We start from the raw sequence: 12,884 nt of genomic DNA on the forward strand, positions 1-12,884 counted from the left end.
TCCCTACCATTCACTCAACAGCAACAGCCGTGCGAGATTCCGCAGGGGTATTTGCAGATGAATGGAGATGAGATGGAAAAACCGGCTTAAAATGGCGTTTTGCGTAGCGGCTAGGCCAAATTGACTTCGGATCAAGTCCAATCGCGGATGCGATAATCGCTTCTGCTTTTGGATAAGGTCTGTCCAGGGCAGATTTGAGCGTTCCAGCGCTCAGACCAGCTCCTTCCGACAGCTTGCGAAGAGACCAGCCAGCCTTGTGTAGTGCCGCTACGATGTCCGCCCGGTGCCAGTCCTCGGCGGTTTTTTTTGCGGCTTCGAATGCACTCATGAGCTACCCCAACTAGGTGAAATCATGGGTGCATTCTATCGCATTTGAGCTTGCTTGCAAGCTCATTCAAGTTTCATTCAAGTCTTTTTTGGGTTTGGTTGGAACTCAAAAGCGATACAACCCATAGAATTCAATGAGTTATGCACTTATGAGCGAAAACACAACACACGAAGAATCGCATTCAAGTTCAACAGTACAACTTGCATGTGCTGGATTTCATGATCGGATGCGCTTGATCCTGGCAAACCATCCTAGTGAGGCTGCGTTTGCGAAGGCGGCAGGGTTATCGCAATCAGGGTTTAACAGGCTTATGCGCCAGGGCGGCTTCCCAACGCTTGCCGTGCTTATTGCGATTGCCGAGGCAAGTGGCTGCAACATCCAATGGATTGCTACTGGTAAAGGCCCGATGAGGGATGGGGAGGAAAGAGCTGCAGATGCGTGTCCTTGCAATGACACTCTCGGTAACCCTGTAGACCTTAGCGAATTCGTCTTCATACCTCGCTACAACGTGAAGGCGGCTGCAGGGCATGGGTCGGCTATTGAAGGCGAAAAGCCTATGTTTTCTATGTCCTTCCGGCGCTACTGGATAGAAAACTACCTGCGCGTGGATCCGAAGGACTTGTCGGTACTGTCGGTGAAAGGTGACTCAATGGAGGGCGTCCTGAATGACAGGGATGTCATCCTGGTGAACCATGCGGACAGGCAGCCCACCAGTGGACTGTACGTTCTAAGGCTGGATGAGGATCTGATCGTCAAGCGAGTGCAGAAGCTGCCAGGGGGGAAGCTACGGATACTGAGTGCCAATGAGGCCTATGATCCGTTCGAGGTGGATGTGAATAGCCCGGAGGTGGACTTCGCGGTGATTGGACGTGTTGTGTGGTTCGGCCGTCAGATCTAAGCGTTAATTCTAAGATGATGTGTGCGTTCTTTAACGCAAAAGGCCGCGCAAATGTTGTGTGTTTGTCGCGGCCTCAATGCAACGGCGGGCGCAGCGTGCATTTCGATGGGGTGATCTGGGCTGAAAGCTAAGCCTGGCGCGGATCATCCCGCATCATCCCAGGTCTTCCCGCCCAGTTCTCCCCACTGCAATACTTCCTGCACAACCACATCATGGCCTGGTTTTACAAAGTTTCGCGCACGCTTTTGCACTGCTGATTGGCAAGGTTTTGTTACTGTTTGAGTTTTTTGTTACCGGTGCGCAAAAATCCATGGCGATCTAGCGCTTCATTCCCTCTACCTTTTCCTGTGATGGAAGAGGGTAGTCTAGCCTCACTGCTCAGTGCTCCATCTTCACCTGAAAATGAAAACTGCCCTGTCGCGCATGCCGTCGATGTCGCGCTTGGGTGGCACACCAAAGAGACGGCTGTATTCCCGGCTGAATTGGGATGGACTTTCATAGCCTACCTGGAAGGCGGCGGTGGAGGCGTCTAGGCCTTCATTCAGCATCAGGCGTCTGGCCTCATTCAAGCGTAGCCATTTCTGGTATTGCAGAGGGCTCTTCGCAGTGAGCAAGCGGAAATGGTGATGCAGTGTTGATGCACTCATTTGTACATGGGCGGCCAGTTCTTCAATGCTCATGGGCTGGGCGTAATGCCTTCTCAACCAGTGGACTGCCCTGGCGATGCGGTAGCTCTGACTGCCCACGGATGTGATTTGCCACAGGCGTGAGGCCAGGTCGCTGCTGAGCAGGCGGTAGTGGATTTCCCGCTCGATGAGCGGTGCGAGCACGCCGATGGCCTCTGGCTCATCCAGCAGGCCAAGCAGGCGGGTGAATGGTTCCAGCAACACGGGCGTCATGCTACCCAGCGTCGTGCTGCTCTCCATTGTGCGATCACGAGCAGGTGGCAAGCTGCTCTGCGAGATGATTTCTGCCATGACACGCATATTCAGCTTGAATACCAGGCCCAGACAGGGGCGCTGCGGACTCGCCTCGAGAACTTGCGAGCTTGCTGGAACATCAAGTGAGTTGAGCAAGAAGCGTTCGGTGTTGTAGGCATACGATTGCTCGCCAACCAGCAATTGCTTGGCGCCCTGCACGACAAAAACGACACTGGGTTCGACCATGCAGGCGCAGGCGTCACTGGGCGCTTCTCGCCGGAAAAACTGCAGGCTTTCGATGGATGTCCCGCAGTCGCCTTCGCTATCGATCCATCTCCCGATAGTTTCAGCCAAGCCTGCATGCATGGCATTGAGTGACCCGTATGGATTGTGCTCCCGCTGATTTCCAACAGACATCGGCATCTCCCGAAATTTCCCACCGATGCATGATACGCCGCAGCTGGTCCAGGCGTCGCCTGCTGCCGGGCAGTGCCGCAGGATCAGGCAAAGAACAGGGAGGATCTGGCTATCGATAATCCAGATGACACCCAGAAAATACCTCCAACAAAGCGTGCAGTTGAACGGTAGCCTCCAGGCAGATATCGCCAGGCGCCTACTGCCACCTTCATGCCAAGCAACTTTGATCGTAACGCTGGCCGGCTGACAACCGGCGCATCTGGAGAAAACACCATGCATACGCACCGTGAAACAAGCCATGAAGTCACTGAACTGGATACGCCAAATGTAGCGCGGCGCGATTTGCTGAAGTTGACTGGTAGCAGCATCGCCGCCTTGAGCGTTGGAATGCTTGGCACGGGGCAAGCCTTTGCCCAGTCGCCAATCACGCTGAGCGACAAATGGGACAAGACATTCGCCAAAAGTAATCTGGTCGACCACCAGAAGGTCAGCTTCAAGAACCGCTACGGGATCACCCTGGTGGCGGACTTGTACCAAGCGAAGAATGCCCGTGGCAAACAGGCGGCACTGGCGGTAGGTGGCCCCTTTGGTGCGGTAAAAGAGCAGTCTTCCGGTCTGTATGCCCAAACCATGGCCGAACGCGGCTTCATCACCCTGGCATTTGATCCGTCTTTTACCGGGGAAAGCAGCGGTGAGCCGCGTAATGTCGCTTCGCCGGATATCAGCACCGAGGATTTCAGCGCAGCAGTGGACTTTCTGGGCCTGCTACCCAATGTGGACCGGGAGCGCATCGGCATCATCGGCATTTGTGGCTGGGGTGGCATGGCCTTGAATGCCGCCGCAGTGGATAAGCGGGTGAAAGCTGTCGTGGCAAGCACCATGTACGATATGACGCGCCTCATGTCCAAAGGCTACAACGATAGTGTGACGCCTGCTCAGCGTACGCAAACGCTGACACAGCTGAGTCTGCAACGCTGGAAAGATGCCGAGCAGGGCACACCGGCTTACCAGCCACCTTACAATCAGGCAGTGCACGGTGGTGAGCCGCAGTTTGTGATTGACTATCACGATTACTACATGACGCCGCGTGGCTATCATCCGCGTGCGGTGAACTCCGGCAATGCCTGGACGCAGACGACACCCCTGTCTTTCATGAACATGCCGATTCTGAGCTATATCGCGGAAATCTCACCGCGTCCGGTTCTGTTCATCCATGGCGAAAAGGCGCACTCGCGCTACTTCAGCGAAACAGCCTATGCGGCTGCGGCGCAACCGAAGGAGCTCATGATCATTCCTGGAGCGGTCCACACGGATTTGTACGACCGCACCGAGGTGATTCCTTTCGACAAGCTCACGGCCTTTTTTACCCAGCACCTGGCTTGAGTCCCCCGCGCCCTGAGGCAGCGCCTGGCCGGACGGAGCGCCTCTCTCCCGGCCAGGCTTTGCCTGCCTATGCAACAGCCATTCCGGGATCGGGCGGTGCTCGGCTCAGCACCGCCGGTAACGGAAGCCGGCTGGTTCTGCCTGCGGCTATGAACCAGCGCAGGGCTGCCGTAAACCATGGAAATAACGAATATCTGCATGACCACCACTAGCTCTGATTCTCCGGCAGCCATTGCCGGCCGCACGGATGAACAAACTGCATGCTGGGGTGGCGTCTTTGCCATATCGCTGTGTGTGTTTGTACTGGTTTCCTCGGAATTCATGCCGGTCAGTCTGCTGACGCCCATTGCTGGTGAACTGCGAGTGAGCGAGGGAATGGTTGGCCAGGGTATCTCGATCTCCGGTGTGTTGGCCGTGCTCACCAGCCTCTCCATTGCCTCTCTGAGCAAAGGCATGGATCGCAAGACGCTGCTACTGATTCTGACCTTGCTGATGGGCATCTCGGGTGCTGTTGTCGGGCTGGGACAGACCTACCTGACCTTCATGTTCGGCCGTGCGCTGATCGGGGTAGTGATTGGCGGATTCTGGTCAATGTCTGCTGCCATGGCAATGCGGCTGGTGCCCGCCGATCAAGTATCAAAAGCACTGGCGATCTTTAATGGTGGCAATGCCCTGGCCACCGTGCTTGCCGCCCCGCTGGGCAGCCTTCTGGGGGCTACCATCGGCTGGCGCGCGGCCTTCTTGTCACTGCTTCCTGTCGCAGTGATTGCCTTGGTCTGGCAATGGATGGCCTTGCCATCCATGCCGGCGGAAGCAAGCCCCTCAAGCTCCCGCAAGGTATTCAACCTGCTCAAAAGCCGCAGGGTTGCCTATGGCATGGCCGGATGCGGTGCTTTCTTCATGGGCCAATTCACGCTGTTTACTTATCTGCGCCCTTTCCTTGAAGCAGTGACGCAGGTCAGCGCGTCCACTCTTTCCGTCCTGCTATTGGCGATGGGGCTAGCGGGCTTCCTTGGCACGGCCATCATCAGCGTGCTGCTCAAGCGGGGTTTGTACCCGCCACTCATTGCCATCCCGGTGTTGATGTCAGTCATTGCGATCGCTTTGATTCCGCTTGGCTGCTGGCTTGCTCCAGTGAGCGTGCTGCTTTGCCTGTGGGGGCTAATGGCAACCGCGACGCCCGTGGGCTGGTGGAGCTGGCTTGCACAAGCCGTGCCGAATGATGCCGAGAAGGGCGGCGGCCTGATGGTGGCGGTCATCCAGTTTGCCATTGCCTGCGGCTCAACCATTGGCGGGCTGATGCTGGATAGTAGTGGGTATCAGCTCACCTGGATGACCAGTGCCATTTTGTTATGGCTGAGTGCATGGCTGACGTTTTTGGCTTATCGCGCGCAAGCCAGCTCGTGCGTCTGACCCATGGCCAGCGTAGTGTGCGTCTGGCTGCCGGGTGCAAACCATTCGTCAATTTCGGCCCGTTCTCGCCGCCAGATTCAAAAAAAGCCCGCGTTTGCGGGCTTTTTGCGTGAAATCCGGCCACTTGCAGTTGTGCTTGTTGGCGTAGTTTGGCAGCTTGTTGGCACGGATTCAGTGTCGATACAAGCACAACATAATGCAGCGCTCCTGTGAACGGCAAGTCGCATTCTGCAAATTCTTCATGATTGGAATATTTTCTCATCTTCAAGGCTGATTGACTGCTTGAGGAGGTCCAGGGCAGCGCTGGAGATTTTGAACAATCCTTGATAGGGATGTGTGAGCTCCAGAATTAAGAAGTTAGTACTGGCAATAGCAATCGAGCCAAGAAATAGAAATGAAAATTCAAAAGCAGTTCCATTGCCAAATATGCCATACAGGAAGAATAACAAACATGCCCAGCCAAACACGACATAAAGCAGGAGGGAAGGAACTTGGCTGGAGAGGTTTCTAATAATATTGGCCTGTATGGAAATGAAATTATTTGAGTGATTTCTCATGGCATTGATATCATCTTGCTTTACATTGCTTATATTGTGGAATGAGCTGTTTATCAGTAAGATTTTATTAATATCATTTTCAAGAAAGCGATAATCAACATCGTGATTATGCATGACGGTATGTTTGGGCCAGTAGCGATTCAGCACCTCGTCCACGACTAGCATCAGCGAGTGGCGCATGTTTTTGGTTGATGCGGGATAGTATTTTAAAATTAGATCGATATTGGCTATGGCTGTTGCCATGGCATTAAAATCGGCTTGGTGTGTATTGAATGCCGTGTATGATGAGGAGATGAGCAGGCCGAGCACAATGGCAAATAATGTACCAATAAGAGAGGATACAAGTTTGATTAGCTCGCCGGAGTGAGCAACATACTCTGGAAATTGTTGGTGAATGACCTCTCCGGCAATGGCAAAAATGAAGGTGGCAAATACAACAATACCGCAGCGGATGAATATTTTCATTACACCCTCCCTGTTATGTTTTTTAAGAACGGCTCGTGATAGTCAGTCAGATATGGGTAGTGAAACTTGCCGGACGAGCATTCAATGCCAACTTGTCAGGCAAATTTGTGGAAATCATTACAACCATTGCTGACCGTCCTGATAAGGCCCCAATGCCATCCACATTGGCAAAGCGCGCAGACGCCTCGAAACGCCGCAGCATATCCGCCGAACGGTAAATTACACCATGGTGAACTGCGTGGGGCCTGAGCCTGCTGAAATAGTGCAGCGCCAGGAAGAGCGATCTGCCCGCCACCGCTCACCACAGGCGGAAGCTCGACCGCCTGCTGGTTAGCAGCTCTCCCTGCGTGCTGGCTCGGCGGCGTGAATAAAGACCGTATACGTGTCGGCCGGGCGCAGCCCTCCGGCCATATCCAGGGCGCGACCGATAGCCCCACGGTGATAGCTGCCATGGTTGACCAGGTGAAACAGAATCTCGGTACGTGTCAACGAGCCAGTTTTCCCATCCAGAAAGCGGAAGTGGATTATTTCGCCCAGCTTTGCTGGTGATAGTGCTTCGGTATAAGGCTGCAGCCAGTTATTTGAATCTGCCAGGCGCTTGTCCAGCTCTTCCAGCGTGGGAACGATTTCCGAGTTGGTGCTGCTATGCGGCTCGGGTGTCCCTGCCAGCCTGGCGCGGAATACTTCTTCCACCCGCACCATGTGATTCAATTGCTGGAGTGCAAATGCCCGCTCTACGGGAAAGGCCTGGGCATCAATCAGGGCGATGGCAGCCAGCGTGCGCTGGTCGGCCCATTGCTTGTAGCGCAGCTGATTGAGGATTTGTGTTACAGGCATGGCAAAGGTCTCGTCAATTTTTGCTTGTGTCTTGATCATGCAGTCAGCCCGGTGGACTGCTGCGCTGGCGGCAAACTGCCACTATCCAGCATGGCAGCGCGACCGCTTAGCACCCAGCCGGATTCAGCGTCCCGCCGTTGTGGCCAGTTTCAGCCCCAGGGCAATCATCACCCCGCCTGCCATGCGATCCATCACCGTCTTGTAGCGCAAGTATTGCTTGCGTGGCGCAGTGGATGACAGCGCCAGCGCCACCAGTGCATACCAGCCGGCTTCAATGCAGAAAACCAGCAGGACAATGGCGCTGCTGAAGGCGATGGAGGGGAGTGGTGGCAGAAATGCAGCAAAAACACTGGCATACACAATGGCAGTTTTGGGATTGCTCAGCTGGGTAGTTGCGCCGGTCATGGCACTATTCAGGTAGCCGCCAGTTGTGGATGTCGTGTCATCGGCAGGCATGGCCAGGCTTTGTTTGGCGCCATGCCAGATTTTCCATCCCAGGTAGGCCAGATATAAACCGCCAGCTATCTTGAGAATGACATACAGCGCGGGCACGGCCAGCAGCAAGCCGTTAAGGCCCAGCAGTGACAGGGCGGCAAAGACAAAACCACCAGCACCCATGCCAAGCGCAGTACACAGGCCATTGATGCGGCCTGATGTCACGGCAGTTTTCGCCACCATCACAAAACTTGGCCCTGGGCTGATTGCACCAATAAAAAGGGCCGACCCGATGCTGAGCAATGCTGTTGTTTCTTGCATTTTCCTCTCCTGTATGTGGCTGAAGCGGCATTTTTGCTAATCATGAGCCCTTTCTGCAAACCCTGAGCACCTTGGCTGCGCTGGTATTGATAGGCACTGCTTCAGGACGAGCATGCTGGTATGGGTGTTTGTAAGCGACTCAGTTAGGACAGTTCAGGCATGTGCAATTGCTATAATCTCCTTGCTCGCAGGCATAAATACGCCCCCCTCCCAATCACCAAACCAGTCAACTCGACCAAATCCAGCTTGATGCAAGTGTTGTGCAATGCGCTCATGCGACATGAAACGGAGTACGCTCTTGCTCTGCCTTTGCAATCCTGATTTCAAAAAATTGAAATGGGTCATGAAGCTCAACAACTCCCCATTGATGCCTTTGGTTTCGTGATAAATTTCAACCAGATCATCATTCAATGGGATTATCTTTCGAGAGTGTTCCGGTACCCATCGCAGCCATGGCTCACTTTCAGGATTACGGCTTTCGAACATCATTCGCCCCCCCGGATACAAGCGGTCGTGTAAGGCCCGCAGGGTTTCTTGGACATCCTCATCGGTCAGAAGACATTGAAATGCATGACCGGTCATTACTGCCACATCAAGATGGATATCAATGGGCAGCTGCTTTGCTACACCTTGTAGCCATTGAACATTGTGATTGCAACTGCCTTGACGAGTAAGAGCCACCTTCAGCATCTCTGACGCAGGTTCTATGGCAGTAACCATATGCCCAAGATTTGCGAGTCGAATAGCAAACACACCAGTTCCACAGCCAATATCCGCAATTCTCATGGGCTCAATGCCAATACATTGCTCATAAAAATAGTAATCATCCACTCCAGTGTTTTGCAAATCATACAAATCAATCAGCAGTGGGTCTGTGTATTGGGCATTTTCAACACTACTCATCAAGGCGCTCTATCAATATGGAATTTCAATATGAGTGGCTCTTTAATCCTCAAGCGGCAAAGTCAAAATGACTCGAGGATCTCCAATTGGCCATCCCCTGTCACCTTACACTTAATCCACAATGCATAACAGGGAGACCGCCCCCTGGCTCTGTCCATCATCCGGCCGTGGTCTGCGGGCCTGCTGTTCGCGTGATGCATGCTGCAACTGCTCTGCACTGGGTATTGAGGGCGCGGAGCAGCCTGCTTGTCCTGTTGCTGCCCTGGCCGCGTTATTGGAAGGGGGAGGCCGGTGGTACAAGCCGTGTGCGGATGCGATGGCTATGGCTTATCAGTTGTGCTGCAGCCGGCATGTCCTGATCCAACAGGATTGATATATCAGCTAGAGCGGATTTGGGATTGGTCCGGGGGTGCAAACAGCTGATGATGCTGCAAGCTTAAGGATGTATCTGGCTGAAGCGGGACGACATGCGGCGGGGAGCCTGCTGCGGTCGCTGCCGCCGGCTTGGTACAGCAGCAGGGGGGCGCAATGGGCGCGAATCATCCTCATGCTCAAGGGACGCCAGTGCAGCGTACCCATTCCCATGATTTCTGGAGACACGCGTGATCAGTGGCAAGACAAGGCTTATCGCCCATCTGGGTTATCCCACCGAGAGCTTCAAGGCTCCGATGATTTACAACCCCTGGTTTGACAGCAAGGGTATTGATGCGGTGGTGGTGCCGATGGGCGTCAAGCCGGAAGACTATGTAGCGGCACTGGCCAGCATCCGCAAGTTCACCAATCTGCGTGGTGCGCTGGTCACCATGCCGCACAAGGTGACCACCCTGGGCCTGATGGATGAAATCACCCCGACGGCGGCCATTGCCGGTGCCTGCAATGCGATTCTGCTGCGGCCGGACGGCACGCTGCTGGGTGATCAGTTTGACGGCGCCGGCTTTGTGCGCGGGGTGGAGCGCAAGGGTTTTGCCCTCAAGGGGCGCAAGGTGCTGGTGTCGGGCAATGGTGGTGTGGGCTGTGCCATTGCTGCCTCGCTGGCAGCGGCCGGCGTGGCCGAAATGGCTTTGTTCGACAGCCATACCGCTTCGTCCGAGGCGCTGGCCAGCCGCCTGTGCCAGCACTATCCGCAGCTGAAGGTGTCGGTGGGCAGCAATGACCCGGCCGGTTTCGAGCTGATCGTCAACGCCACCCCGCTGGGCATGAAGGAAGACGACCCGCTGCCCTTTGACATGGACCGCGTCAGCCCGGACACCTTTGTCGGCGAAGTGGTGATGAAAAAGGAAATCACCCCGCTACTGGCGGCGGCACAGGCCAAGGGCTGCCGGATACAGCTGGGTACCGACATGCTGTTTGAAATGATTCCGGCCTATCTGGAGTTTTTCGGTTTTGGCAGCGCCACGCCGGAAGAGCTGCGTGCCGTGGCCCAGCTGGATTATTGAGGAGCGGGCAATGAAGAAAATGCTGATGTTGCACGGCATCAACCACAATATGTTTGGCAAGCGCGATCCCAAGCAGTACGGCACGGTAACCCTGGCTGAGATTGATGCCCGCCTGCAGGCGCTGGGCCGCGAGCTGGACGTGGAAGTGGAAAGCTTCCAGACCAACCACGAAGGTGAAATGTGCGAACGCATTCACCAGGCCTATGCCGATGGTGTGGATGCGGTGCTGATCAATGCCGGTGCCTGGACCCACTACAGCTATGGCATCCGCGATGCACTGGCCATCCTCACCGTGCCCATCGTGGAAATCCACATGTCCAACATCCACGCGCGGGAACCGTTCCGCCACCATTCGGTATTTGCCGAGATTGCCAAAGGGCAGATCTGCGGCTTTGGCAGCGAAAGCTATCTCCTGGGCCTGCGCGCCGCGCTAGCTGCGCTGGCCGACCACTAGTTTCTCTGTAGCAATCCGAAACTGACTCAGTCAGTGTTATGCGGGGGAGCCTGGCTCCTCCGCTTTTTTTATGTGCGGCGGGGAGCCAGCAATGCCGCCGCCAGCTGCGGCAGGCCGGGAAAAATGGCGATTTGCCCGGCAAAGCGGGCGGCGGTGGCGGGGTCCAGATGCACCCCGGCCACGGTTACGCCTGCGGCCAGCCCGGCGGCAATGCCGGAGGCGCTGTCTTCCACCAGCAGGCAGTCGGCGGGGGCTGCGTCAAGCAGGCGCAGTGCGTGCTGAATCAGCGCCGGATCGGGTTTCCAGGCATTCACCTCGTAGGCACTGATGATGGCCTCGCCAAAATAAGGCTTCAGCCCGGTGCTGTTAAGGCTGGTTTCTATCTTCTCGCGCGGGCCGTTGGAGGCAATGCAGCGCGGCAGTTGCAGCGCCGCCAGCAAATCATGTGCGCCGGGCATGCTGTCCAGCTCGCTGGCCAGCAGCTGCAGGCTTTGCTGGCGGAACTGCTGGCTGAATAGATCACGGTCCAGCGCAGGGAAGTACTGGCCGATGTCGTGCAGAAAGCCGGCATAGGGCCGGCCACGGAAGTGCTGCAGGATGGTTTCTTCGTCCAGCAGGTAGCCATGCTGCTGCAGGATGCGGCCGAGCAGCCGTGCCGACAGGCTTTCGCTGTCCACCAGCGTGCCATCGCAATCAAATATCACGGCCTTGATCTTAAACACTTGTCGGTCTCCTGTCGCGGGCAGTCATAGCAGCTTGTTATAACTGCTAGTGCCTGTGTCGACTACTCCTCATGGCAGCAAATCACCAGAATGGTGCGCCACCTCATGTCCTGCACAGGGCAATGATGATGGCACAGCCCGAGCGGCACTGCATATAACAAGGAGGAGACAGAACATGAAACTTTCCACACGGCTGGGGCTGATTGTCGCGCTGGCGGCACTGGGCGGGCTGTTGCTGGCGGTGATGGGCCTGGTGTCCTTGCGCAGCAGCATGCTGGAACAGCGCGAGGAGTCCATCCGCACCGTGCTGACGCTGGCCGCACAGCAGGTGCAGCATTTCCAGCAGCTGGAGCAGAGTGGGCAATTGAGCCACGCCGAGGCGCAGCGCCGTGCCATCGATGCCCTGCACAGCATGCGCTACCAGAAAAGCCTGTATCTGTGGGCGCGTACCACCGGCGCGCTAGGCCTGGTGCTGCCGGGTGACAAGGGCGTGGGGCAGGTGGATTTCGGCAAGGCCTTGCCGGATGGACGCCATGACTTCAATCGCTATCTGGATGTGCTGGCCACGCAGGAGATCGGCTTTGTCGAACTGATGGTGGTGAAGCCCGGTGGCAGTGACGAAGTGCTGAAAATCAACGGCGTCACCCGTATTGACGGCTGGGACTGGGTGATTGGTTTTGGAGCCTGGACGGATGACATCCAGGCGGCCTTCTGGCAGGCCGCGCTGCGTTACATGCTGACCGGCCTGTTGCTGTTTGTCGCCATTGGCCTGGTGGCCGCGTGGATGGCGCGGAAAATATACCGCGCTTTGGGCGGAGAGCCGGAACTGGCCGCCCGGCTGGCCGGGGAGATAGCCGAGGGCAAGCTGAACCGGGTGCTGGATGGCAGCGCCCCGGGCGGTAGCCTGCTGGCCTCCATCGCGGTGATGCAGGCCAATTTGCGCGGCCTGATTAGTGGCATCCAGGACAATGCCCGTCAGGTAGGGCAGCTGTCGCATCATCTGGCCACGCAAATGACGCAGATTGACGATGCCTCGCGCCTGAGCGCTGCGGCTATCTCCTCCAGTGCCGCCGCCATCGAGCAACTGGCGGTCAGCGTCGACCATATCTCGCAGGGAGCCCGCGAGACCGAGGCCAATTCCGGCCGGGCTGCCGCGCTGGCCGAGCGTGGCTCGGCCCTGGTACTGCATGCCGGTGCGGAAATCAGCCGGGCCGCCAGCCAGGTGAACGATGCCTCGCGGCTGATCGGCTCGCTGGAACAGCGCACCGACCAGATCGGCGATATTGCCAGTGTGATTCGTGATATCGCCGACCAGACCAATCTGTTGGCGCTGAATGCGGCGATCGAGGCCGCCCGTGCCGGCGAGCAGGGCCGTGGCTTTGCCGTGGTGGCCGA

Annotated in this window: 13 protein-coding genes; 6 read left to right on the plus strand and 7 right to left on the minus strand. The window is 56.3% G+C overall.

Annotated features, from left to right (window positions below; translation table 11 throughout):
- Positions 1-10: 10 nt before the first annotated feature.
- Entirely contained in the window at positions 11-328 is a 318-nt protein-coding gene (locus EAY64_RS07455) for a helix-turn-helix domain-containing protein (RefSeq protein WP_103524148.1), read from the minus strand.
- A 226-nt stretch (positions 329-554) separates the two neighbouring features.
- Here EAY64_RS07455 and EAY64_RS07460 point away from each other — a divergent pair, with 226 nt between their 5' ends.
- The gene (locus EAY64_RS07460; RefSeq protein ID WP_411267230.1) at positions 555-1,226 is read left to right on the plus strand and encodes a S24 family peptidase; all 672 of its coding nucleotides are present in this window, start codon (positions 555-557) and stop codon (positions 1,224-1,226) included.
- A gap of 392 nt (positions 1,227-1,618) precedes the next feature.
- Here the strand turns inward: EAY64_RS07460 and EAY64_RS07465 are convergent, their stop codons facing one another.
- Entirely contained in the window at positions 1,619-2,563 is a 945-nt protein-coding gene (locus EAY64_RS07465) for an AraC family transcriptional regulator (protein WP_103524150.1), read from the minus strand.
- A gap of 273 nt (positions 2,564-2,836) precedes the next feature.
- On the opposite strand from EAY64_RS07465, the gene EAY64_RS07470 reads away from it, so the two are divergent.
- Both EAY64_RS07470 and EAY64_RS07475 read left to right on the plus strand, forming a co-directional pair.
- A complete protein-coding gene (locus tag EAY64_RS07470; protein WP_103524151.1) occupies positions 2,837-3,946 on the plus strand; it encodes an alpha/beta hydrolase in 1,110 nt (369 codons plus the stop codon).
- Positions 3,947-4,144: 198 nt separating this feature from the next.
- Positions 4,145-5,359 (plus strand): MFS transporter, encoded by a 1,215-nt coding sequence (locus EAY64_RS07475; protein WP_103524152.1) that lies wholly within the window; start codon positions 4,145-4,147, stop codon positions 5,357-5,359.
- Positions 5,360-5,598: 239 nt separating this feature from the next.
- On the opposite strand, the gene EAY64_RS07480 is transcribed toward EAY64_RS07475, so the two are convergent.
- The 4 genes from EAY64_RS07480 to EAY64_RS07495 all read right to left on the minus strand — a co-directional run bounded on the left by EAY64_RS07480 (position 5,599) and on the right by EAY64_RS07495 (position 8,877).
- Positions 5,599-6,381, minus strand: a complete 783-nt coding sequence (locus tag EAY64_RS07480; protein ID WP_103524153.1) for a bestrophin-like domain — start codon at positions 6,379-6,381, stop codon at positions 5,599-5,601.
- Between the two features lie 330 nt (positions 6,382-6,711).
- Positions 6,712-7,218: a DinB family protein gene (locus tag EAY64_RS07485; RefSeq protein ID WP_103524163.1), complete on the minus strand. Its 507-nt coding sequence runs from the start codon at positions 7,216-7,218 to the stop codon at positions 6,712-6,714.
- A 123-nt stretch (positions 7,219-7,341) separates the two neighbouring features.
- Positions 7,342-7,974 carry a LysE family translocator gene (locus EAY64_RS07490; RefSeq protein WP_103524154.1) on the minus strand — a complete coding sequence of 211 codons (633 nt, stop codon included), beginning with the start codon at positions 7,972-7,974 and terminating at the stop codon, positions 7,342-7,344.
- A gap of 153 nt (positions 7,975-8,127) precedes the next feature.
- Entirely contained in the window at positions 8,128-8,877 is a 750-nt protein-coding gene (locus EAY64_RS07495; protein ID WP_103524155.1) for a class I SAM-dependent methyltransferase, read from the minus strand.
- 602 nt (positions 8,878-9,479) lie between these two features.
- On the opposite strand from EAY64_RS07495, the gene EAY64_RS07500 reads away from it, so the two are divergent.
- Together EAY64_RS07500 and aroQ are read left to right on the plus strand one after the other, a co-directional pair.
- On the plus strand, positions 9,480-10,313 hold the full coding sequence (locus tag EAY64_RS07500) for a shikimate dehydrogenase family protein (RefSeq protein ID WP_103524156.1): 834 nt from the start codon (positions 9,480-9,482) through the stop codon (positions 10,311-10,313).
- A 10-nt stretch (positions 10,314-10,323) separates the two neighbouring features.
- Positions 10,324-10,767: a type II 3-dehydroquinate dehydratase gene (gene aroQ / locus EAY64_RS07505; protein ID WP_103524157.1), complete on the plus strand. Its 444-nt coding sequence runs from the start codon at positions 10,324-10,326 to the stop codon at positions 10,765-10,767.
- A gap of 68 nt (positions 10,768-10,835) precedes the next feature.
- Here the strand turns inward: aroQ and EAY64_RS07510 are convergent, their stop codons facing one another.
- Positions 10,836-11,489, minus strand: coding sequence for an HAD family hydrolase (locus EAY64_RS07510; protein WP_158604634.1), 654 nt, complete (start codon positions 11,487-11,489; stop codon positions 10,836-10,838).
- A 175-nt stretch (positions 11,490-11,664) separates the two neighbouring features.
- Here EAY64_RS07510 and EAY64_RS07515 point away from each other — a divergent pair.
- The coding region (locus tag EAY64_RS07515; RefSeq protein WP_103524159.1) for a methyl-accepting chemotaxis protein at positions 11,665-12,884 on the plus strand (1,220 nt) is incomplete at its 3' end.

Origin of the sequence: Aquitalea palustris, assembly GCF_003693445.1 — a bacterium.
GTDB lineage: Bacteria > Pseudomonadota > Gammaproteobacteria > Burkholderiales > Chromobacteriaceae > Aquitalea > Aquitalea palustris.

Excerpts from the sequence above, each read along its gene's own strand:
- EAY64_RS07470 (WP_103524151.1), top strand. The coding sequence starts at position 2,837 with ATGCATACGCACCGTGAAACAAGCCATGAAGTCACTGAACTGGATACG.
- EAY64_RS07465 (WP_103524150.1), bottom strand. The coding sequence starts at position 2,563 with ATGTCTGTTGGAAATCAGCGGGAGCACAATCCATACGGGTCACTCAAT.
- EAY64_RS07455 (WP_103524148.1), bottom strand. The coding sequence starts at position 328 with ATGAGTGCATTCGAAGCCGCAAAAAAAACCGCCGAGGACTGGCACCGG.
- EAY64_RS07490 (WP_103524154.1), bottom strand. The coding sequence starts at position 7,974 with ATGCAAGAAACAACAGCATTGCTCAGCATCGGGTCGGCCCTTTTTATT.
- aroQ (WP_103524157.1), top strand. The coding sequence starts at position 10,324 with ATGAAGAAAATGCTGATGTTGCACGGCATCAACCACAATATGTTTGGC.
- EAY64_RS07460 (WP_411267230.1), top strand. The coding sequence starts at position 555 with ATGCGCTTGATCCTGGCAAACCATCCTAGTGAGGCTGCGTTTGCGAAG.
- EAY64_RS07485 (WP_103524163.1), bottom strand. The coding sequence starts at position 7,218 with ATGCCTGTAACACAAATCCTCAATCAGCTGCGCTACAAGCAATGGGCC.
- EAY64_RS07495 (WP_103524155.1), bottom strand. The coding sequence starts at position 8,877 with ATGAGTAGTGTTGAAAATGCCCAATACACAGACCCACTGCTGATTGAT.
- EAY64_RS07480 (WP_103524153.1), bottom strand. The coding sequence starts at position 6,381 with ATGAAAATATTCATCCGCTGCGGTATTGTTGTATTTGCCACCTTCATT.
- EAY64_RS07475 (WP_103524152.1), top strand. The coding sequence starts at position 4,145 with ATGACCACCACTAGCTCTGATTCTCCGGCAGCCATTGCCGGCCGCACG.